General features: G+C 67.6%; 16 protein-coding genes. 9 read left to right on the top strand and 7 right to left on the bottom strand.

The window, feature by feature from the left end; all coding sequences use genetic code 11:
* Window positions 1–23 precede the first annotated feature (23 nt).
* Entirely contained in the window at window positions 24–1,139 is a 1,116-nt protein-coding gene (locus ACFOPO_RS11435; protein WP_386703358.1) for an efflux RND transporter periplasmic adaptor subunit, read from the bottom strand.
* Window positions 1,136–4,360, bottom strand: a complete 3,225-nt coding sequence (locus ACFOPO_RS11430) for an efflux RND transporter permease subunit (protein ID WP_386703357.1) — start codon at window positions 4,358–4,360, stop codon at window positions 1,136–1,138. Before ACFOPO_RS11430 ends, ACFOPO_RS11435 begins: the two co-directional genes overlap by 4 nt.
* A 195-nt stretch (window positions 4,361–4,555) precedes the next feature.
* Here ACFOPO_RS11430 and ACFOPO_RS11425 point away from each other — a divergent pair, with 195 nt between their 5' ends.
* On the top strand, window positions 4,556–5,473 hold the full coding sequence (locus ACFOPO_RS11425) for an AraC family transcriptional regulator N-terminal domain-containing protein (protein WP_386703356.1): 918 nt from the start codon (window positions 4,556–4,558) through the stop codon (window positions 5,471–5,473).
* A gap of 15 nt (window positions 5,474–5,488) precedes the next feature.
* On the opposite strand, the gene ACFOPO_RS11420 is transcribed toward ACFOPO_RS11425, so the two are convergent.
* A complete protein-coding gene (locus ACFOPO_RS11420) occupies window positions 5,489–5,758 on the bottom strand; it encodes a hypothetical protein (RefSeq protein WP_241919582.1) in 270 nt (89 codons plus the stop codon).
* 379 nt (window positions 5,759–6,137) lie between these two features.
* Between ACFOPO_RS11420 and ACFOPO_RS11415 the strand changes: the two genes are divergently transcribed.
* Complete coding sequence (locus ACFOPO_RS11415; protein WP_386703355.1) at window positions 6,138–6,452, top strand: YkgJ family cysteine cluster protein; 315 nt, start codon at window positions 6,138–6,140, stop codon at window positions 6,450–6,452.
* 151 nt (window positions 6,453–6,603) lie between these two features.
* Here the strand turns inward: ACFOPO_RS11415 and pgl are convergent, their stop codons facing one another.
* The 4 genes from pgl to ACFOPO_RS11395 form a co-directional block, all read right to left on the bottom strand.
* Complete coding sequence (pgl, locus tag ACFOPO_RS11410) at window positions 6,604–7,353, bottom strand: 6-phosphogluconolactonase (protein WP_386703354.1); 750 nt, start codon at window positions 7,351–7,353, stop codon at window positions 6,604–6,606.
* A gap of 39 nt (window positions 7,354–7,392) precedes the next feature.
* Window positions 7,393–8,397, bottom strand: coding sequence for a glucokinase (gene glk, locus ACFOPO_RS11405; protein ID WP_386703353.1), 1,005 nt, complete (start codon window positions 8,395–8,397; stop codon window positions 7,393–7,395).
* A gap of 227 nt (window positions 8,398–8,624) precedes the next feature.
* Window positions 8,625–8,909: a hypothetical protein gene (locus tag ACFOPO_RS11400; RefSeq protein ID WP_386703352.1), complete on the bottom strand. Its 285-nt coding sequence runs from the start codon at window positions 8,907–8,909 to the stop codon at window positions 8,625–8,627.
* Window positions 8,910–9,014: 105 nt separating this feature from the next.
* Window positions 9,015–10,409, bottom strand: a complete 1,395-nt coding sequence (locus ACFOPO_RS11395; RefSeq protein WP_386703351.1) for a GH1 family beta-glucosidase — start codon at window positions 10,407–10,409, stop codon at window positions 9,015–9,017.
* Between the two features lie 206 nt (window positions 10,410–10,615).
* On the opposite strand from ACFOPO_RS11395, the gene ACFOPO_RS11390 reads away from it, so the two are divergent.
* The 7 genes from ACFOPO_RS11390 (at window position 10,616) to ACFOPO_RS11360 (ending at window position 21,412) form a co-directional block, all read left to right on the top strand.
* The gene (locus tag ACFOPO_RS11390; RefSeq protein ID WP_386703350.1) at window positions 10,616–11,713 is read left to right on the top strand and encodes an ABC transporter ATP-binding protein; all 1,098 of its coding nucleotides are present in this window, start codon (window positions 10,616–10,618) and stop codon (window positions 11,711–11,713) included.
* 153 nt (window positions 11,714–11,866) lie between these two features.
* The gene (gene smc, locus ACFOPO_RS11385) at window positions 11,867–15,370 is read left to right on the top strand and encodes a chromosome segregation protein SMC (RefSeq protein ID WP_386703349.1); all 3,504 of its coding nucleotides are present in this window, start codon (window positions 11,867–11,869) and stop codon (window positions 15,368–15,370) included.
* Window positions 15,371–15,451: 81 nt separating this feature from the next.
* Complete coding sequence (zipA, locus tag ACFOPO_RS11380) at window positions 15,452–16,201, top strand: cell division protein ZipA (protein ID WP_386703348.1); 750 nt, start codon at window positions 15,452–15,454, stop codon at window positions 16,199–16,201.
* Window positions 16,202–16,350: 149 nt separating this feature from the next.
* On the top strand, window positions 16,351–18,705 hold the full coding sequence (gene ligA / locus ACFOPO_RS11375) for an NAD-dependent DNA ligase LigA (RefSeq protein WP_386703347.1): 2,355 nt from the start codon (window positions 16,351–16,353) through the stop codon (window positions 18,703–18,705).
* Window positions 18,702–19,676, top strand: a complete 975-nt coding sequence (gene epmA / locus ACFOPO_RS11370) for an EF-P lysine aminoacylase EpmA (protein WP_386703346.1) — start codon at window positions 18,702–18,704, stop codon at window positions 19,674–19,676. Before ligA ends, epmA begins: the two co-directional genes overlap by 4 nt.
* A gap of 103 nt (window positions 19,677–19,779) precedes the next feature.
* A complete protein-coding gene (locus ACFOPO_RS11365) occupies window positions 19,780–20,514 on the top strand; it encodes a DUF3011 domain-containing protein (protein ID WP_386703345.1) in 735 nt (244 codons plus the stop codon).
* A gap of 85 nt (window positions 20,515–20,599) precedes the next feature.
* Window positions 20,600–21,412, top strand: coding sequence for a DUF3011 domain-containing protein (locus ACFOPO_RS11360; protein WP_386703344.1), 813 nt, complete (start codon window positions 20,600–20,602; stop codon window positions 21,410–21,412).
* Window positions 21,413–21,455 lie beyond the last annotated feature (43 nt).

Below are 21,455 nucleotides of genomic sequence, written 5' to 3'. Positions count from 1 at the left end.
CCGAGGCGGCGGGCGTGACCGGCTTACTTCTTTTCCGCCGCCGCCATCGCGCGCGCCTTGACGCGGGTGCCGGGCGTCAGCAGTGCATTCGGCGCCACCACCACGACATCGTCGGCGGCGACGCCCGACAGCACCTCGATCTCGTTGCCGAGATTGCGACCAAGCGTGACGTCGCGGTAATCCAGTGCCGAGTCGCGCAGCGTGGCGACCTGGGCGCCGCTGCCGCGCTGGATCACCGCCGACAGCGGCAGGATCGTGGCGGGCGCAGGACGGGACAGGTGCAGCCGCACGCTGCCGACCATGCCGGCGGGAATGCGGCTGTCGGGGTTGGGCAGTCGCAGCTCGGTGCGCATCACGCCAGAATCGCGCGAAAGCGACTGCGCGCTGCGCACGACCTGGGCCTTGAACGTCTGCCCCGGCAGTTCCGGGAAACCGACGTCGGCTTCAACGCCGGGCTGGATCTGCAGCGCCACGTTCTGAGGCACGTCGATCACCACGCGCAGCGGATCGAGCGAGCTGACTTCGAACAGCGGTGTGGCGGTGGTTGAATCGCCGACGACGCGGTCGCCGCGTTCGATGTTGCGGGCGACGACCACGCCGGAGAAGGGCGCGCGCACGGTCTGGAATCCCTGGCGCTCGCGCGCCGAGGTGAGGCGTGCCTCGGCTGCGGCTTCGGCGGCGACGGCGACGTCATGGTTGGCCTTGCGATCGCTATACAGCTCCTTCGAGATCGCGCCGGAACCGACCAGCACGTTGGCGCGGTCGAAGTTGACCTTGGCCAGGGTCTCGTCGGCGCGTGCGCGTGCCAGTTCCGCCTGTGCCTCGCGCACGGCCTGGTCTGCCTCGGGCGCTGCAATCACCGCCAGCATCTGGCCGGCCACGACCTTGTCGCCGAGGTCGGCGCGGCGCTCGCTGATGAAGCCGGTGGCGCGCGCGTAGATCTGCGCCGACTCGCCGGCCACTGCGCGTGCGGGCAGGCTCAGGTCGTAGGTGCTGTCGGCGGCCTTGGCGCGGACGGTCAACACCTCCGGCACCACGGTGGCCGGCGTGGGTTCTGCCGAGCCGTTGCTGCAGGCGGCCAGCACGGTGAGCATGGCCGAGGCGATGGCCCCACGTGCGTTGCGATGGGATTGGATCATGGAGTGGCTCCTGCTTCGGCGCCGTCAGGGTTGGCAGTGCTGGGGGAAACGTCCATGTCCGGCATTGCGGCGTATCGCGCCGCCGCCGGGATGCGCCGTCCCAGTACCGCGAGAATGGAAGGCACGAGGATCAGCGTCGCCGGCGTGCCGAACAGCAGGCCGCCGATGACCGCGCGTCCCAGCGGCGCGTTCTGCTCGCCGCCTTCGCCCAGGCCGATGGCCATCGGGATGATGCCCAGGATCATCGCGCTGGCGGTCATCAGCACCGGTCGCAGTCGCACCGCCGCCGATTCGTAGGCGGCCAGTTCCGGATCGTGGCCGGCCGCGACGAGTCCGCGGGCGAAGCTGGTGACGAGCACGCTGTTGGCGGTGGAGACGCCGATGACCATCATCACGCCCATCAGAGCCGGCACGCTCAGCGGCGTACCGGTGGCGAACAGTCCGAACGCGGCGCCGGCGATGGCCAGCGGCAGGCCCGACATCGCCACCAGCGGCTGGATCCACGATTGGAAGTTGACCACTAGTACCAGGAATACCAGGGCCGCCGACATCAGCAGTCCGGCCGCGAGTTCGCTGTAGGCGCTGCTCATCTCGCCGGCCTGGCCGGCGACCTCGATGCGGTTGCCGGGCTTGAGCTTGCCCTGCAGTTCGGTGGTGATGGCAGTCAGGCGGTCCTGCACCGAGCCCAGGTCGGTGCCTTCGACGTTGGCCAGCACGCTGATCGTCGGCGCCAGCGTCGTGCGCGCCAGGCTCGCGGGCACGCTGCGTGGCGTGACCGTGGCAATGTTGCGCAGCAGGACGGCCTGGCCGTCGTTGCCGATGCGCAATGGCGCGTTGAGCAGCGTGTCGATGCTGGTCATGTTCACCGGCGGCGCCTGCACCTGCACGGTGTAGGCGATCGCGTTGACCGTGTCGGTCCAGTAGACCGGAGTCACCGTGCCGGACGAACCGAGCACCGCCAGCACCGCGCGGCTGGCCTGTTGCGCGTCCAGGCCGAGCTGGGCGGCGCGGGTGCGATCGATGCGTACCTGGTATTCGGGCAGGTCGAGCACCTGGCGCAGGGCGACGTCGACCGCGCCGGGCACCTGCTTGAGGCGCTGCTCGATCTCGCGGGCGAGGGCGAGGTTGCCGCTCGCGTCACGACCGATCACGCGAACCTCAAATGCAGCAGCCGCAGAACCGGCAAGTGTGCGGCTGGTGGCGTCGGGCGGTCGCTCGAACACCTTTGCGTCGGGGAAGCGCTCGGCGATTCGGCGACGGATCTGCACCAGGTAGTCATGGCTGGAGTGATGCGGCGTGCGCAGCTGCAGCATCACTTCGGCCTCGAACGAGCCGACCACCGCGCTGTCGACCAGCGACAGGTTGACTGCGTCGGGCATGCCGATCTGTTCGTAGACCGTCTGCAGCTCCGAGGCTGGGATGATCTTGCGGATTTCGCGCTGGATCTCGGTCAGGCGCGCGGCGGTCTCCTCCAGGCGCGTGCCGCTGGGCAGCCGCACCTGCAGGCGCAGCTGGCCGGCATCGACCTGCGGGAAGTATTCGCGACCGAGCGAAACTGCCGATACCGCGCCGATCGCAATCACCGCCAGCGCCGTCAGCGCGAGCACGCCGCCGTGGTGGCCCAGCCGCACCAGCAGGGCGTGGTGGCGGTCGCGCAGCGAATCGAGCGTGTGCTCGACCTTGTGGTTGACCTTGAGCAGCGCACGCTCGGCCTGCCAGCGCGGGTTCTCGCGGCTGCGGATGTCCGCCGGCAGCAGCAGGTAGCACAGCACCGGGATCAGCGTGCGCGACAACAGGAAGGAGGCCAGCATGGCGAAGATCACCGCCAGCGCCAGCGGCGTGAATACCCAGGCCGACAGACCCGTCATCAGCAGGATGGGCGTGAGCACGATGCAGATCGAGATGGTCGAGACCATCTCCGGGAACACGACTTCGCGGGCGCTGTCGAGGATCGCCGTGCGCACGTTCTTGCCCATCGCGATGTTGCGGTTGGTGTTCTCGACGTCGACCACCGCATTGTCGACCAGGATGCCGATTGCCAGTGCCAGGCCGCCCAGCGTCATCACGTTGAAGGTGTAGCCGAGCAGGCTGAGCATCGTCACCGACGCCAGCAGGGCCAGCGGAATCGCCGACAGCACGATCAGGCTCGAGCGCCACGAACCGATGAACACCAGCACCACCAGCGCCACCAGCAGGCCGACCAGCAGGACCTCATGGCGAATCGAGTCGATGGCGTGGTCGACGAACACCGACTGGTCGAAGATCGGCTGGATGCGCGTGCCAGGGGGCGCCGACGCTTCGATCTCCGGAAGGCGCTCGCGCACCGCGCGCACGATCTCCACCGCCGACGCGCCACCGAGCTTGATCAGCGCCACCGCAACCGCGCTGGAACCGTCCATGCGCGCGACGTTGGTCTGCAACGCGCCACCATCGCGGACGGAGGCGATGTCGCGGATATAGATGACCGTGCCGTTGCGCGCAGCCACCGGGATTTCCAGGAACTCGGCGGCGCTGGCCGGGCTGGTGTCGAGCGAGATCTGCATCTCGCGCGCGTTCTCACGGATCGAGCCGGAGGGCAGGGTGGGGCTGCCGCGCTCGAGCGCGGTGGTCACATCCGCCGGTGTCAGGCCGTAGGTCTGCAGCGCCGCCGGATTGAGGTCCACCATGATCTGCCGTGCGGCGCCGCCGTAGGGCAGCGTCATGCGGATGCCGGGGATGGTCTGGATCTGCGAGCGCAGTTGCAGGCGCGCGTAATCGTAGAGCTGGGCCTCGGTCAGCGAGTCCGACGACAGCACCAGCATCAGCACCGGCGTGCTGGACACGTTGTTGCGGATCACCAGCGGCGGCGAGGTGCCCGGCGGCATGCGCCGCAGGATGGTCTGCGAGACCGCGGTGATCTGCCCGAGCGCACGATCCAGGCTTACCGTCGGCTGGAAGTCGATGCGCACGATGCTGGCGCCGGTCAGCGACTCCGAGCGGACCTCCTTGAGGTCGTCGACGGTGTTCATGATCGCCGCCTCCGAGAACGAGGTCAGCTTGGCCGCCATGTCCGCCGCCGGCAGGCCGTTATAGGTCCAGACCAGGTTGACGGAGGGAATGCCGACCTCGGGCAGGATGTCGGTCGGCATGCGCCGCGTCGCCAGCGTGCCGAACAGCAGGATCAGGATCGCGAGCACGCCGATGGTGTACCGGCGGCTCAGGGCGTATTGGACAATCCACATCGCGAGCGTCCGGTGGGAGTGGGGGCGGCCGTGCGCTTAAGTTAGGGCGTCATGGCGTCCCAGCGGTAGTACATTGCTGCCTGAAAATTGCCTGATCCTGCAAATCGACCAGATCGGCACATTCCGCGCCCTGATTGCGTCGATAATTCCCCGGTCAGGCTGGAAGGTGGCAAAACCATGAATCTCATTGCTTCCATGTCAAAAGTCACGACCCGGGCCGGCTGTCCCAAGCTGGCCGAGCTGGCGGACCGGATTGCCCGATTGACACCGGACGATGGCATCCATGCCACCGCCATCGATGCCCTGAGCCTGGTCCGGATCAGCACGCCGACGGCCTGCACGCCGGTGGTCTACGAACCGCGCCTGTGCATCGTTGCCCAGGGCAGCAAGATCGCCACGCTCGACGGCCAGACCTACCGCTACGACCCGCTCAACTACCTGGTGGTGTCGGTGACGTTGCCGGTATTCGGGCAAGTGGTGGAGGCCACGCCCGAGCATCCGTACCTGTGCCTGCGGCTGGACATCGATCCGGACGAAGTCGCCGCGCTGATCGCCGACACCGCCGACCATGAGTCGACGCAGGCAGGCGTCGACCCGGGCCTGTACGCAGCGCGAGTCAACACGCCGCTGATGGACGCAGTGCTGCGACTGATGAACCTGCTGGACACGCCAAAGGACCTGCCCGTGCTGGCGCCGATGGCGCAGCGGGAGATCCTGTATCGCGTGTTGACCGGCGATCTCGGCCATCGCCTGCGCGCGATCGCCGCCACCGACGGTCGCTCGAGCCGCATCGCCCGTGCCGTGTCGACGCTTCGGCAATGTTACCTGCAGCCGTTGAGCATCGACGAACTGGCCAGCAGCGTGCACATGAGCACGTCGTCGTTCCACCACCAGTTCAAGGCGGTGACGACGATGTCGCCGTTGCAGTTCCAGAAGCACCTTCGCCTGCACGAAGCCCGCCGCCTGATGATGGCCGGTGGCATGGAGGCGATGAGCGCGGCCCGGCACGTGGGCTACGAAAGCCCGTCGCAGTTCAGTCGTGAATACAAGCGCCTGTTTGGCGCGCCGCCTCGCTCCGAGGCCGGGCGTGCGCGGGCAGTACCGCAGGTCTGATCCGCTGCGGGGGGCTCAGACGTGCATCGACACGAGCGATGCGCGCAGGCCGGATTCGTCGAACAGTCGGCGCAGGCGCCGCTCGACCTGTGAAAGGTCCTCGAGGCCGGGTTGCGCGTACAGGGAATAGATCGGCCGGTTGGTGTCCGGATAACCGCCGTTCTTGCGACCAACGCTTACGTCCGGAGACTGGCACGCCCTGACCCAGAGTGATTGCAGGGCCGTGGGGCTGATGCTCTGCCCGTTGCCGAGGGTGAAGCGGAAGATCGCGACCTGATGCTTCATGGAGTCCGCCTCGATAGGTATTGCCCGAGTATGCGCCGTATGGCCAGGCATGGGCGTGAACTTCGCCGATTTGTCGTCATGCACGCCCGCGTGAACCACTTCAGGGCCGTTCAAGCGCGAGATGGCGCAGGGGCGTACCATGTCGCCCCATAAGTTCACCCTGAAGTTCACCGCACGCGTCCCGCTCGACCGCTCTCCAGTCGCCCCGTTGCGCTCCCGCCATGCGACATCGCCGCCCTGTAATGGCCGGCGCCCTCCTGAGAGTTCCCTTGTTCCCCAGCGACCGCACACTCACGGCCGACGTGGGCCGGCATCATTGCCGCCTGCGTGCGACGCCCTCCAGTCCGCAGCCATCGTCCGCCGCGACGGGACGAATCTGATGGGCGAGAAGCGCTCGGACGTTTCGTGCAGCCACTGCGACGCGGTGTGCTGTCGCCTGACCGTGGTCCTGATGCCCGAGGACGACGTGCCCAGGCATATGGTCGAGCGCCGCGATGGCGGCCCGGAGGTGATGGCGCGCGACGAGGAAGGCTGGTGTGTCGCGGTCGACCACAGCCGCATGTGCTGCAGCATCTATGACCAGCGTCCGGGTGTGTGTCGCAAGTTCGCCATGGGCAGTGCCTATTGCCGTTCCGAACGCGCGGCTTACCGCGAGATGCAGGCCCAGGCGATTCCTCTCGCGCTTATCGAGTAGCCGCGCGCGCACCGGAAACGACATCGCCGCGACAGCACGTGATGTAGCGATACCGCGCATGGCGGACGCATCGTCTACTGGAACGAGCCGGACGGCCACCAGTGGGAAATGCTGACCGTCAGCTACGCGCGCCAACCCTGACGGCGCGCGCTCACGCGCACCAGTGCACTTGCAGCGATGTGCGATGGACGCTGTCCAGCGCGGCCAACACGGGCCAGCGGTTGCGGTTGCCGTCCGCCAGTGCCTGCGAGAACACGTCGCGCTTGCGCGCACCGCGCATCAGCAACAGCCGTGAGGGAACCCTGGCCATGCCATGCGGTGTCAGGGTGATCCGTCGCGTCCATTGCCGCGCGCCGGGGCAGCCTGTGGCATCAACGGCGACGTAGTCCTGGCGGCTGGCAAACGCCCGCTCCAGATCGGTCATGCCCGGGAACAGCGATGCGACATGGCCGTCATCGCCCATGCCCAATACCGCCACGCAAGCCTCGATCCGGGCAAAGGCGTTGGCGCCGGCAACGGCTTCCTCGATGGTCCTGCCGGGACGGGTCATCGGCTCGAAGTGCGCTGCTGCGGCCTGGTCCTTCAGCAGGTGAGTGCGTACCAGATGGGCGTTGCTGTAGAGGTCCTGCGGATGCAGCCAGCGCTCGTCGACCAGGCCGACGTTGACGCGATCCCAGTCCAGCGGCGCTTTCGACAAGGCACGGTAGACCGGTGCGGGCGTGGTGCCGCCCGACAGCAGCAGGCGTGCGCGCGGATGCGCTATCAGCTCACGGCGCAGCTCGGCAGCGATCGCCACGGCCGCCGCCCAGGTCCAGACATCGCCGTTGGCATGGACGTGCAGGTCGTGGGGCGGCTGCAGCCAGGTTGCCTTGGCGGGTTCGTGCGAGCGTTCAACAGCCATCACGCGATACTGGCACAGCCCGGCTCAACGGCATGTGTTTCAACGGCGCGTGTGCTGTGCCAGCGCCGCGGCACCGAGCAGGCCGGGCTGGGGGTGGATCACCGCCAGCGTCGGGATGCGGGCCATGACGGCGGAGAACCGCCCCTTGTGCTCGAAGCGCTGGCGGAAGCCCGAGTGGGCGATCGACGACAACAGTTTGGGCACCAGCCCGCCGGTGAGGAAGACGCCGTCCCAGGCGCCCAGCGTCAGCACCAGGTCGCCGGCGGCGGCACCAAACACGGCGCAGAAGATGTCGATGGTGCGCAGGCTGCGCGGGTCGCCTTCACGGGCGCGCGCGGTGATGTCGGCGGGCTTGAGCGGGCCCGGGTCTTCGCCGGCGATGGCGCTCAGTGCCCGGTGCAGGTTGACCAGGCCCATGCCGCTGACCAGGCGCTCGTTGGAAACGCGGCCGAACTCGCCCGACAGGTGCTGCAGGATCTCGATCTCTTCCGGCGTGTTCGGTGCGAAGCTGACATGGCCACCTTCGGTCTGCAGCGGGTAATAGCGGCCGTCGCGACGGAGCAGGCCGCCGACACCCAGGCCGGTGCCGGCGCCGATGACGGCGAAGGTGCGGTCGGCATCGTCATGGCCGTCCCAGCCGGCGGCGCCGAGGGCGACCACGTCATCCACCTGGAGCAGGGAGGCACCCATGGCCTGCGCGGCGAAATCGTTGACCAGTTCGACCGATTCCAGTCCCAGTGCATCACGCGTGCGCGCGGCCGAAATCACCCAGGGGTGGTTGGTGATGCGCGCTTCGTCGCCGTCGACCCGTCCGGCCACGGCGAACACGCCGGTGCGTGGACTGGCGCCGGTGGTGTCGAGGTAGTGGCGGGCCGCGTCGGCCAGCGAGGGGAAGTCAGCGACTACGAATTCGCGGATGCTTTCCGTCAGCAGCGGCGTCGTCGGGTCCTGGCGGGCAAGCGCGAAACGGGCATTGGTGCCGCCGATGTCGGCCAGCAGGGCGTCGGCCGCCGGGGGCGCTGCCGCAGTAAGGGGAACACTCAAGGATCACCACCGCACGATCGATCGTAGACAGACGGACGCGATCGCGCGTCCGGACTCCCGAGAGGGTAAATCAGTCCACCGTCGATGTCTTGCGGTTACCGTGACCCGACCCGCCGGTGGGAGCTGAAAACGAAATCAGGGCACCGCCCGCCCGGACAACAGTGCGAATGCGTACTGAGGGCAATGCGTGATCGGAGCGGACGCCTTCCGGCGCCCGTCCGTTGGCATCACCAGCCCCACAGGCGAGCCGGCGGAACCTGCTTGTAGAAGAGCGACTCGATGTCTTCCTCGGCCACTTCGCAGTAGCCGTACAGCGCTTCCTGTTCGAGGCAGTAGTCGGGCGACGCGACATCGGGCCTGCGCGCCAGGACGAAATTGCCCTGCTCGATCTGCTCGGCCGAGGCCTCGTCGTGGTAGCGGCGGGCGTCTGACTCGGCGGCGCCGGCCGACGTCGCGGCCAGCAGCACGGTGCTGAAACAGGCGGTCTTGAGGAAGGTCTTGCGATGACGCATGTGGTTACCTGCAGTGGGTGGGGGACAACGCATCCCACCCTACGTGCGCAGGCCAGCCAACAGAATCAGACGTGCCTCAGAGCACATGCCCCGGAGCACACGAACTCAGTAAGGCAGCGGCTCGGCCAGCTGGCGCCCGTGCGTGGCGATCACCTTCGAGTACCACAACGCGCTGTCCTTCGGCGTGCGTTCCTGTGTGCCGTAGTTGACGTGGATCATGCCGAAGCGCTTTGAGTACCCCAGCGACCATTCCAGGTTGTCCATCAGCGACCACAGCATGTAGCCGCGGATGTCGACGCCGGCCTGGATCGCGTCATGGATCGCGCTGATGTGCTTGCGCAGGTAATCCATGCGCAGCGGGTCGCGCACGCGGCGCTCGCCCGACACCGGGTCGACGTCGGCCGTCGGCGGATCGAAGAACGCCGCGCCGTTCTCGGTGATGTACACCGGCAGGTCGCCATAGGTCTGCTTGAACCACAGCAGCAGGTCGGTCAGGCCCTGCGGGAACACTTCCCAGCCGGTTTCGGTGTAGGTGCCCAGCGGCTGCCTGACCACGCCGGTGTTGAGCGGGTAACTCGTCGCGTCCTTGGTGACGCTGCGCGTGTAGTAGTTGATGCCGACGAAATCGAGCGGCTGCTTGATCAGCTCGAAATCCTCCGCCGGCCAGTCCGGCCACGCCTCGCCGAAGATCTCCTTGAGTTCGGGCGGGTAGTGGCCGAGCAGGGCGGGGTGCAGGTACTGCTCGTTCATGTAGGCGTGGGCACGGCGCACCGCGGCCTGGTCTTCCGCCGAATCGCTGGCGGCGTACTTGGGCTCGATGTTCACCACCAGGCCGATCTCGTGCTTGCCGATCTCGCGGTACTCCTTGACCGCCGCGCCGTGCGCGCGCATCAGGTTGTGCGAGGCGATCGGGGCTTCGAACTTGCTGCGATGGCCCGGCGCCAGGGCGCCGTGCAGGTAGCCGCCGTCGGTCACCACCCACGGCTCGTTGTGGGTTACCCACTTCTTCACCCGGCCGTCGAGCGCGCGGTACATGACCGATGCGTACTCGGCGAACCAGTCGGCGATCTCGCGGTTGAGCCAGCCGCCCCGATCGTCGAGCGCGGCCGGCAGGTCCCAATGGAACAGCGTCAGCAGCGGTTCGATGTCGTTGGCGAGCAACTCGTCGACCAGGTTCGAATAGAAATCCAGGCCCTTCTGGTTCACCCGCCCGGTGCCCTCGGGCAGGATCCGCGACCACGACACACTGAAGCGGTAGGCCTGCAGGCCAAGCTTGCGCATCAGCTTCACGTCGTCGCGCCAGCGGTTGTAGTGGTCGCAGGCCACGTCGCCGGTGTCGCCGTTGAGCATCATCCCCGGGGTATGGGCGAAGCGCGTCCAGATGCTCGGACCGGCGCCATCGGCCATCGGCGAGCCTTCGATCTGGTGGGCGGCGGTGGCGGCACCCCAGAGGAACCCCTCGGGGAATACGAACTGGTCAGCGCCAGATGCTCGGCTCATCGGATCGGTCTCGGAGGACGTGGACTGTGGATAGGCGTGAAAACGGTTACATGGCAGGATAGCCGACGGCGGTGCCCATTGGGAACCATCGATCGCGTTCAATCAACTTTGCCGTCGAGACGGCATCGACTGGTCAAGCGACCGCCGATAGTGAAACGATCAAAGTGAAACAAGCCTCGTGTCACGGGGACGGCTCTGGAGAATTCATGGCGAAGGTCACGCTGGATCGTCTGCGCAAGGTCTATCCCAACGGCTTTGTCGGCGTCGACGATGCCAGCTTCGAGATTGCCGACGGCGAACTGCTGGTGCTGGTGGGTCCTTCCGGCTGCGGCAAGTCGACGCTGTTGCGGATGATCGCCGGCCTCGAGCAGATCAGCAGCGGCGAGCTGCGCATCGGCGAGCGCCTGGTCAACGACGTGGCGCCGAAGGATCGCGACATCGCGATGGTCTTCCAGAGCTACGCGCTTTACCCGCACATGAGCGTGGCCGAGAACCTCGGTTTCGGCCTGAAGCTGCGCGGTGCCGGCAAGGCCGAGATCGAACGTCGCGTGCGCGAGGCCGCGGGCATGCTCGAACTGGAGTCGTTGCTGGATCGCAAGCCGGCGGCATTGTCGGGCGGCCAGCGCCAGCGTGTCGCGTTGGGGCGCGCACTGGTTCGGCAACCGCAGGTGTTCCTGCTCGACGAACCGTTGTCCAACCTCGATGCCAAGCTGCGTGCATCCACCCGTGTGGAGATCTCGCGACTGCACCGGCAGCTGGGCACCACCATGGTCTACGTCACCCACGACCAGATCGAAGCGATGACGCTGGGCCAGCGCATCGTCGTGCTCGACAAGGGACGCATCCAGCAGATCGACACGCCGATGGGTCTGTACAGCCGGCCGGCGAACCTGTTCGTGGCGACGTTCCTGGGCAGCCCGAAGATGAACCTGTTGTGGGGCGAGGTCGTCGAGGACGACGGCCTGAAGCTGCGCATCGGCGACGGCGTGGAACTGCCGCTGCGGCCACAGGCAGACAGCGTCGAGCGCGTGCGGGGCTACCTGGGCCGGCAACTGACGGTTGGCCTGCGTCCGGAGGACATGTACCTGGGCGAGCCGGGCCCCGGACACCTGGCGGCCACGGTCGAGGCGGTCGAGCCGGTCGGGAACGAGGCTTTCATTGATCTGGGTTGCGGCGGCTGCGAGCTGATCCTGCGTGTGCCGCCGCGCGACCTGCCCAAGGTCGGCGATTCGGTGCACCTGGGCTACCTGGCGGAGCAGATGCACTACTTCGACCCGGAGAACGGCGCCAGCCTGCGGGCCTGAGTTGCGGCCTCCCCGGCCCGCTATACTCCCCGTGAAGACACGGCTCACGGGCCGTGCGCCTCCTATAGGAATCAATCAGTTGGGAGGCAAACCTAATTCCAGTCGGTAATCACGGCCGCGTCCCGCCACGCCGCCAAGAGGCAACCCAGCCGCATGCGTCTGTCCACGATCAAGCTGTCCGGTTTCAAATCCTTCGTCGATCCGACCACGCTGCACCTGCCGAACAACATGACCGGCATCGTCGGTCCCAACGGCTGCGGCAAGTCCAACATCATCGATGCCGTGCGCTGGGTGATGGGCGAAAGCTCCGCCAGCCGCCTGCGCGGCGATTCGCTGACCGACGTGATCTTCGCCGGCTCCTCGGCGCGCAAGCCGGTGTCGCAGGCGATGGTCGAGCTGATCTTCGACAACTCCGACCACACCATCACCGGTGAGTACGCGGCGTTCAACGAGATTTCGGTCAAGCGCACCGTCAACCGCGACGGCAGCAGCCAGTACTACCTCAACGGCGCCAAGTGCCGCCGCCGCGACATCACCGATCTTTTCCTCGGCACCGGCCTGGGCCCGCGCAGCTACTCGATCATCGAGCAGGGCATGATCAGCAACATCATCGAGGCCAAGCCCGAAGAGTTGCGCGTCTACCTGGAAGAGGCCGCCGGCATCTCCAAGTACAAGGAGCGCCGCAAGGAAACCGAAACCCGCATCCGCCACACCCGCGAAAACCTCGATCGCCTCAGCGATCTGCGCGAGGAAGTCGGCAAGCAGCTCGAGCACCTCAAGCGCCAGGCCCGCCAGGCCGAGCAGTACCAGGCGATCCAGGCCGAACGCCGGGTCAAGGACGCCGAATGGAAGGCACTCGAACACCGCGCCCTCGACCAGAAGCTGCAGGGCCAGCGCGAGAAGCTGAGCCAGCAAGAAACCCGCCTGCAGCAGCTGATCGCCGAGCAGCGTGAAGCCGAGCGCGAGCTCGAAGTGGGCCGCGTGCGTCGCGAGGAATCCGCCGAAGCCTTGAACAAGGCCCAGGCCGCCAGCTACGAGGTCGGCGGCACGCTGGCCCGCATCGAGCAGCAGATCCAGCACCAGCGCGAGATGTCCACGCGCCTGCAGAAAGCGCGCGATGAGGCGCTGTCGGCATTGGCCGAGCTGGGCCAGCACATCGGCAGCGACCAGGCCCGCCTCGACGTGCTACGCGCCGCCGTCGCCGAATCCGAGCCGCGCCTGGAGCAGTTGCGCGACGAAGACGGCATGCGCCAGGAAGCCCTGCGCGATGCCGAAACCCGCCTGACCGAATGGCAGCAGCGCTGGGACGAGCACAGCCGCGCCCAGTCCGAGGCCGCGCGCGCTGCCGACGTCGAGCGCACGCGCATCGAGCACCTCGATCGCCAGGTGCTCGATGCCGACCGCCGCCGCGAGGCACTCAACAACGAACGCGCCGGTCTCGACCTGGGCGCGCTGTCGGAATCGTTCGCTGCCTTGCAGGAGCAGCACGAAACCCAGAAGTTCTCGATCGACAGCCTCAGCGAGGAGCTGGAGACCCGCAAGGGCGCGCTGGGCGAACTGCAGGACCAGCAGCGCGGCACCCAGACCGAACTGGCCGAGGCGCGCAAGCAGGTGCAGGCCGCACGCGGCCGCCTGTCGTCGCTGGAAACGCTGCAGCATGCCGCGCTGGGCCAGGAGCAGGGCGCCGCACTGAGTTGGCTCAAGGCCCGTGGTCTCGACTCGGCCACGCGCGTGGGCGAAGCGTTGCAGGTTGAAGCCGGTTGGGAGAATGCCGTCGAAGGCGCGCTTGGTCAGATGATTGAGGGCGTGCTGGTGGAATCGCCGGAAGCGCTGGTCGATGCGCTGGGCGAACTCGGCGAGGGCCGCCTGGTCCTGGTCGACCCGCAGAACGACTCCGTCGAATTCGCGCCGACCTCGCTGGCCTCCAAGGTGCGCGGACCGATCGCGATCCGCCGCATCCTCGCCAAGCTGCACGCCGCCGAAGACCTCGCGCAGGCGCGCTCGATGCTGCCGATGCTGGGCGAGGGCGAATCCATCATCACCCGCAACGGCGAGCGCCTCGGCGCCGGCTGGGTGCGGATCCTGCGCTCGGGCGCGGCCAAGCAGGGCGCGCTGCTGCGCGAGCGCGAGATCCAGTCGCTGCGCACGGAGATCGACACCCTGCAGGCGCGCGAGCGCGAGCTCGAGTCATTGCTGGTGCAGTTGCGCGACCGCCTGCTCGCCGCCGAACAGCAGCGCGAGGATGCGCAGCGCACGTTGTACATGGCGCACCGCAGTGTTTCCGAACTGGCCGGCCAGCTCCAGAGCCAGCAGGGTCGCCTGGATTCGGCGCGCGGTCGCATCGAGAAGATCGATGCCGAACTGGCGCAACTGGCCGAAACACTTGAGAGCGCCCGCGAGCAGTCGCGCGATTCGCGCACGCTGCAGGAAGAAGCGGTCATGCGCATGGGCGAGCTGGAGGACACGCGCCAGGCGCTGGAGTCCGAGCGCCGTGCCCTCGGCGAAGCCCGCGACCAGGCCCGCAACATCGCCCGCGAATCGCGCGACACCGCGCATGCGCTGGCACTGACGCTCGAATCCCAGCGCACGCAGATCACCGCGCTGGCGCAGGCGCTCGACCGCATGGGCGGCCAGCGTGGCCAGCTCGATTCGCGACTGGGGGAACTGTCGGCGCAGCTGGCCGACGGCGACGAGCCGGTCAACACGCTGGAAGAACAGCGCCAGGTCGCCCTCGAACAGCGCGTGATCACCGAGCAGGCCCTGACCGCCGCGCGCACCACCGTCGACGGCATCGACCACGACCTGCGCCGCTTCGAGCAGGTCCGCCACCAGCGCGACGAACAGGCCATCCAGCAGCGCGAGGCCATCGGCCAGCGCCGCCTCGAGCAGCAGGCACTGGTGCTCAAGGCCGAGCAGCTGTCGGCGGCGATTGTCGAAGCCGGCTTCGTGCTCGAGGACGTGGTCAACACCCTCACCGACGACATGCAGCCGCAGGTGTGGGAGCGCACGGTCAGCGAACTCGACGGCAAGCTGCGCCGGCTCGAACCGGTCAACCTGGCCGCGATCGCCGAGCACGCCGAGGCCGCGCAGCGCAAGGAATACCTGGACGCGCAGGACGCCGACCTCACCACCGCCCTGGAAACGCTCGAGGATGCGATCAAGAAGATCGACCGCGAGACCCGCGGCCGCTTCAAGGACACCTTCGACCGCGTCAACAGCGGCGTGCAGGAGCTGTATCCGCGCCTGTTCGGCGGCGGCCATGCCTACCTGGAACTGACCGGCGAAGACCTGCTCGACACCGGCGTGTCGATCATGGCGCGTCCGCCGGGCAAGCGCGTGTCGAACATCTCGCTGCTGTCCGGTGGCGAAAAGGCGATGACCGCGGTGGCGCTGGTGTTCGCGATCTTCCGCCTCAACCCGGCGCCGTTCTGCCTGCTGGACGAAGTCGATGCTCCGCTCGACGAGGCCAACGTCGGCCGACTGGCAGCGATGGTCAGCGAGATGAGTGAACAGGTACAGTTCCTGTTCGTGACCCACAACAAGGCGACGATGGAAGCGGCGCAACAGCTTTCCGGCGTCACCATGCGCGAACCTGGCGTCAGCCGACTGGTCTCGGTCGATCTGGCGGAGGCTTCTCGCCTGGCTGGCGTGGCCTGAGGCCACGACGCTCTTTCCCCCGTCGACATTCCCCCGAACATCATTCCCTCGTACATCCGCCTGCCGTAAGGAAGCCCCTCCATGTCAGACGTGACCCTGCTGCGTATCGGCATCCTGATTGCCGGCTTGATCCTGATCGCCGCGATCGTGTTCTTTGGTCGCCCGCGCAAGCCGGGCCAGGGCAAGCGCGTGCCGCGCGAAGCGTCGGCGGCAGCCGACGGCAGCCGTCGCGAACCGACGCTTGGCGAGCAACTCGAACGCGAGCTGGGTGGCGAGGGCGCGGCCGCCGGTGGAACCACCGCCCAGGCCGAACTGGAACTGTTCGACCGCACCCTCGAGGGCGCGGCCAGCAGCGAACTGGGCCGTCGCGCCACCGAAGAGTTCGACAAGATCGTCACGCTCTACCTGGCCGCGCGCGCGGGCCAGAAGCTGCACGGTCCGGACATCGTCGTTGCCGCCGAGAAGGCCGGCCTGGTCTATGGCCACATGGGCGTGTTCCATCGCCTGGTCGAGAACCACCCCGAGCGCGGCCCGGTGTTCAGCGTCGCCAACATCATGAAGCCGGGCAGTTTCGACATGGCGCAGATCCAGGCGCTGGAGACTCCGGCGATTGCCTTCTTCCTGACGTTGCCGGCACCGGTCAACGCGCTCGACGCCTGGGAAACCATGCTGCCGACCGCGCAGCGGATGGCCGAACTGCTCGACGGCGTGGTCCTGGACGAGCAGCGCAACGCGCTCGGCCGACAGCGCATCGCCCATATCCGCGACGAACTGCGTGCCTACGACCGCCAGCGCGAAGCGCCGCCGCTGACCAAGCCGGCGCGCTGGTGATTTGAAGCCCTCTCCCGATGGGAGAGGGTGGCGCGAAGCGCCGGGAGAGGGACGCGCGCAGCGCGAGTGCTTTTTCCAGTCGCCGCAACAGAAGCAACGTCCCTGGATCCCCGCCTGCGCGGGGATGACGAGAAGGTGGGATCGATTCAGTGGCCAAATCCTCCAGCAATCCGTCCTCCCGCATCGCCGAGCTGCGCGCCCAGCTCGAAGACGCCAACTACCGCTACCACGTGCTCGACGACCCCGCGATCCCGGACGTCGACTACGACCGCATGCTGCGTGAGCTCGACGAACTCGAGGCCGCGCACCCGGAACTGATCACGCCCGACTCGCCGACCCAGCGCGTCGGCGCCGTGCCCTCGGGCAGTTTCGCGCAGGTCCGACATGCCATCCCGATGCTGTCGCTGGGCAACGCCTTCAGCGACGACGAGGTGGCGGTGTTCGTGCGCAAGATCGAGGAGCGCCTTGGCCGCGATGCGCTGGCGTTCTCGGTCGAACCCAAGCTCGACGGACTGGCGATCAGCCTGCGCTACGAGGACGGCCGCTTCGTCCAGGGCGCCACGCGCGGCGATGGCGCCACCGGCGAGGACGTCACCGCCAACCTGCGCACGATCAAGGCGATTCCATTGCAGCTGCGCGGCAACGACTGGCCGCGCGTGCTGGAAGTGCGCGGTGAGGTCTACATGCCGCTGGCCGCCTTCAAGGCCTACAACGAGCGCGCGCTTGCCGAAGGCGGCAAGGTCCTGGCCAATCCGCGCAACGGCGCGGCCGGATCGCTGCGCCAGCTCGATCCGCGCATGACCGCGCAACGTCCGCTGGCGTTCTACGCCTACGGCATAGGCCTGGTCGAAGGCGTCGAACTGCCCGACACCCACTCGCAGACCCTGGCTCGCCTGCGCGACTGGGGCTTCCCGGTCAGCGGCGAAAGCAACGTGGTCGAAGGGCTGCAGGGGCTGCTCGATTACTACCGCGCGATCGGCGACAAGCGCGACCGGTTGCCGTTCGACATCGACGGCGTCGTCTACAAGCTCGACGACTACGAAGGCCAGGCCGAGATGGGTTTCGTCTCGCGCGCGCCGCGCTGGGCGATCGCGCACAAGTTCCCGGCGCAGGAACAGATGACCGTGGTCGAGTCGATCGAGGTCAATGTCGGGCGCACCGGCGCGGTCACGCCATGGGTGCTGATGCAGCCGGTGCAGGTCGGCGGCGTCACCGTCACCCGGGCAACGTTGCACAACGCCGACCAGGTGGCGCGACTGGACGTGCGCAATGGCGACACGGTGATCATCCGCCGTGCCGGCGACGTCATTCCGGAAGTGGTGCGCGTCGTCGTCGAGAAGCGCCCTGCAGGGACGAAACCCTGGGCCATGCCCAGCCATTGCCCGGTGTGTGGCTCCGAGCTGGTGCGCGAGGAAGGCGAGGCGGTCTGGCGCTGCTCGGGCGAACTGACGTGCGCGGCGCAGCGAAAGGAGGCCATCGGCCACTTCGCCTCGCGCCGGGCGATGGACATCGAAGGCCTCGGCGAACGCTTCATCGAGAGCCTGTCCGACCTGGGCTACGTGCAGTCGGTCGCCGACCTGTACAAGCTCACCCTCGACGACCTGCTGGAAATGAAGCGCCGCGCGGACGAGCGCGACGACACCACGCCGGAGACGGTGAAGTCCGGCAAGGTCGCCACGCGCTGGGCGGAGAACCTGCTCGAAGCCATCGACCACAGCCGCAGCACCACGCTGGAACGATTCCTCTACGCACTCGGCATCCAGCACGTCGGCGAGAGCACCGCCAAGGCGCTGGCGACCTGGTTCGGCGACCTCGAACTGATCCGCCACCTGCCGTGGCCGCTGTTCAAGCGCGTGCCTGATGTCGGCGGCGAAGTGGCCCGTTCGATCGGGCACTTCCTCGACCAGGCCGGCAACCAGCAGGTCATCGACGATCTGCTCGCACGCGGCGTCACCATCACCGATGCGCATCCGCCCACGCCGAAACTGCGTGACGGACTCAACCTCGCCACGCTGCTGGTGGACCTGGAGATTCCAAAGGTCACCCGCGTGCGCGCCGAGCAGTTGGCCAGCGCGTTCCCGAACGTGCAGGCGCTGCTCGATGCGCCGAAGCACAACTACGTCAGCGCCGGCTTGCCGGCGGACACCGCGCAGGCACTGGCGGACTGGCTCGAGGACGAAACACACGCGACCCAGCTCATGGCCGGCGGCGAGGCATTGGCGCGACTGGAGGCGATCACGCCGGCCGCGGCCGTGGTTGCGCAGGGACCGCTTGATGGCCAGACGGCCGTGCTCACGGGGACCCTCAGCGCACTCAGTCGCGACGAGGCCAAGGCGAAGCTCGAGGCGCTCGGCGCCAAGGTGTCCGGCAGCGTGTCGAAGAAGACCAGTTTCGTGGTGGCAGGTGAAGCGGCCGGTTCCAAGCTCGACAAGGCGCAGGAACTGGGCGTGGAGATCTGGGACGAGGAAAAGCTGCTCGCATTCCTGGAAGCGCACGGACAGTGACGGACTGGCAACCCAGCGCCAGCTTCGAAACCCTGCGCCTGCGGGCGCGGCTCAACGCGTGCATCCGCACGTTCTTCGCCGAGCGCGATGTCCTCGAAGTGGAAACGCCGGTGATGTCGGTGGCAGGCAACACCGATCCCAACATCGCCTCGTTCAACCTGCAGTTCAGTGGCCGCACCGACGGCGCACCCCGCACGCGCTGGCTGCGCACTTCGCCGGAGTACCCGCTCAAGCGGTTGCTTGCCGCGGGTTTGGGCGACTGCTACGAGCTCGGCCGCGTGTTCCGCGACGGCGAGGCCGGCGGCCGCCACAACCCCGAGTTCACCATGCTCGAGTGGTATCGGCTGGGGTGGGACCACCAGCGCCTGATCGACGAGACCGCGCAGCTGGTGCAGGCGGCGCTGGCCCTGGTCGGGCGTGCGGCCACGTTGAAACGGATCGGCTATCACGACCTCTATCGCGCGCACCTGGGCATCGACCCGCACACCGCGAACCTCGAAGAACTGCGCGATGCGATGGGCGAAGTTCGGATCGATCCCTCCGGATTGACGCGCGACGACTGGCTGGACTTGCTGATGACGCACCGCCTGCAGCCGGCGTTTGCATCTGACCAGTTGCTGGCCGTGCACGACTATCCCGCATCGCAGTGCGCGCTGGCCCGCCTGGGCGAACGCGATGGTGTACCGGTGGCCGAACGCTTCGAGCTGTACCTGGGGCCACTGGAACTGGCCAACGGCTACCACGAACTGGCCGACGCGGCCGAGCAGGGGCAACGCTTCGATCGGGACCTGGCCCTGCGGCAACAACGCGGCGATACGTTGCCGCCGCGTGACGAGCGCCTGCTGGAGGCCCTGCAGGCAGGCTTCCCGCACTGCGCGGGCGTGGCCATGGGCATCGACCGGTTGCTGATGGCGATGCTCGGCAGCCCCCGGATCGCCGACGTGGTGGCCTTCGACTTTGGTCGTGCCTGAGCACCACCGGCACTCGATCGGGCGACACGAAAATTTAAGGAAGTCCGGGATGTTTGTTTCATCTGGACGGTTTAGAGTGGTCGCGTGAACTCAGGGGTGCACGATGCGCGGCTGGTCGCTTTCGACTTGCTTCTTCGCACTATTGGTACTGCTGGCCGCGGCTGACACGAGGGCCCAGGACACGGGCGGCCGTTTCCTCGGCGACCGCGTCGTGCGTTGCGAGTCCAAGGGCGGGCAAGCACACCTGTGCCCGGTCGACGTCCGTGGCGGCGTGCGCATTCTGCGCACCTTGTCCAAGTCCGAATGCGATGAAAACCGCACGTGGGGCGTCCTGGGCGCCGGCATCTGGGTCAGGGATGGATGCCGCGCGGAATTCGTCCTCGGCTACGGCGGCTCGGTCGGTAGTGCTTACGGCGAACGCACCGTGCGCTGCGAGTCGCGCGGAAGCCGCTGGCAGCATTGCGATTCGGATACCAGCGCAGGCGTCGAGCTGGTGCGCCAGCTGTCGAAGAACCCGTGCATCAAGGGTGACAACTGGGGCGCCGACAATCGCGGCGTCTGGGTGTCCGGTGGCTGCCGCGCGGAGTTCCGGATGATGGCCATCGTTGCCGCTGAACCGTCCGAGGGGAAAATCGTCCGCTGCGATTCCACCGACAAGCTGCCGCGTCATTGCCCGGCAGTGACCGAGGGCGGGGCGGTGCGCCTGTTCCGGCAACTCTCGCGTGCCGCCTGCATCGAAGGGCGCAGCTGGGGCGTCGACAAGAACGGGATCTGGGTCGAAGACGGTTGCCGTGCGGAATTCGAGGTCCGTCACAAGGAAGACCTCAGCGGCGGCTGAATGGCCGTCAGCGGCGGTCAATCGGTGAAGCATTCGTTAAGCTGTCCTCGTTAGAGTGAGAACCATCTCAGACGAGGAGCTGTTCATGACCCTGCGCTCGCCCATTCTGGTCAAGGGCTTCGGGATTCTGGTTGTGCTGGCGGCTTCAACCGTGGCCACGCCGGTCGTGGCGCAATACAACGGCGGCACCACGCCAACGGTCCGTTGCGACTCCAACGACAACAAATACCGCCAGTGCGCCGCCGACACCCGCAACGGCGTGTTGTTGCTTCGTCAGTACTCCAAGAACGCGTGTGTCGAGGGCCGCACCTGGGGCTACGACCGCAACGGCGTCTGGGTCAACGGCGGCTGCCGTGCCGAGTTTGCGCTGGCCCGCATGGGGCAGGGCGGCGGCCAGGGTGGTGGCTGGGGCGGCGGCAACGGAGGCAATGGCGGCAATGGCGGCAACGGTGGCGGCCGCAGCGTGCGCTGTGATTCCAACGACAACCGCTACGTGCAGTGCCAGATCGATGGTCGCAGCGCTTACCTGGTCCGCCAGTACTCGAAGTCGCCGTGCATCGAGGGCCGCAGCTGGGGCACCGGCCGCGGTTTCGTCTGGGTCGACGAAGGCTGCCGCGCCGAGTTCGCCAGTGGGTATGGCGGCGGTCACGGAGGCGGTTATGGCGGTGGATGGAATGGCGGCGGCAACGGTGGCGGCTGGAACGGCGCCCAGGCGCAGAACCTCTACTGCGGCTCCGACGACCGTCGCCAGCGCCGTTGCAACGTGACCATCCGCCGCGACGCCCGCCTGGTCCGGCAGGCGTCCAAGGCGCCGTGCATCGAAGGCCAGAGCTGGGGCTGGGACCGCAATGGCGTCTGGGTGAGCAACGGCTGCCGCGGCGACTTCACCGTCCTGTAAGGCAGATCCGCTGTGCGCCCTCCCTTTCGCCGCCGGTGAAAGG

Source organism: Lysobacter sp. GCM10012299, from assembly GCF_042649405.1.
Lineage (GTDB): Bacteria > Pseudomonadota > Gammaproteobacteria > Xanthomonadales > Xanthomonadaceae > Lysobacter_J.
This window is presented reverse-complemented; position numbering and strand designations above follow the sequence as displayed.

What these genes read in the sequence shown, in the direction of transcription:
- ACFOPO_RS11435 (WP_386703358.1), bottom strand. Translation starts at nt 1,139, where the DNA reads ATGATCCAATCCCATCGCAACGCACGTGGGGCCATCGCCTCGGCCATG.
- ACFOPO_RS11430 (WP_386703357.1), bottom strand. Translation starts at nt 4,360, where the DNA reads ATGTGGATTGTCCAATACGCCCTGAGCCGCCGGTACACCATCGGCGTG.
- ACFOPO_RS11425 (WP_386703356.1), top strand. Translation starts at nt 4,556, where the DNA reads ATGTCAAAAGTCACGACCCGGGCCGGCTGTCCCAAGCTGGCCGAGCTG.
- ACFOPO_RS11420 (WP_241919582.1), bottom strand. Translation starts at nt 5,758, where the DNA reads ATGAAGCATCAGGTCGCGATCTTCCGCTTCACCCTCGGCAACGGGCAG.
- ACFOPO_RS11415 (WP_386703355.1), top strand. Translation starts at nt 6,138, where the DNA reads ATGGGCGAGAAGCGCTCGGACGTTTCGTGCAGCCACTGCGACGCGGTG.
- pgl (WP_386703354.1), bottom strand. Translation starts at nt 7,353, where the DNA reads ATGGCTGTTGAACGCTCGCACGAACCCGCCAAGGCAACCTGGCTGCAG.
- ACFOPO_RS11400 (WP_386703352.1), bottom strand. Translation starts at nt 8,909, where the DNA reads ATGCGTCATCGCAAGACCTTCCTCAAGACCGCCTGTTTCAGCACCGTG.
- ACFOPO_RS11395 (WP_386703351.1), bottom strand. Translation starts at nt 10,409, where the DNA reads ATGAGCCGAGCATCTGGCGCTGACCAGTTCGTATTCCCCGAGGGGTTC.
- ACFOPO_RS11390 (WP_386703350.1), top strand. Translation starts at nt 10,616, where the DNA reads ATGGCGAAGGTCACGCTGGATCGTCTGCGCAAGGTCTATCCCAACGGC.
- smc (WP_386703349.1), top strand. Translation starts at nt 11,867, where the DNA reads ATGCGTCTGTCCACGATCAAGCTGTCCGGTTTCAAATCCTTCGTCGAT.
- zipA (WP_386703348.1), top strand. Translation starts at nt 15,452, where the DNA reads ATGTCAGACGTGACCCTGCTGCGTATCGGCATCCTGATTGCCGGCTTG.
- ACFOPO_RS11365 (WP_386703345.1), top strand. Translation starts at nt 19,780, where the DNA reads ATGCGCGGCTGGTCGCTTTCGACTTGCTTCTTCGCACTATTGGTACTG.
- ACFOPO_RS11360 (WP_386703344.1), top strand. Translation starts at nt 20,600, where the DNA reads ATGACCCTGCGCTCGCCCATTCTGGTCAAGGGCTTCGGGATTCTGGTT.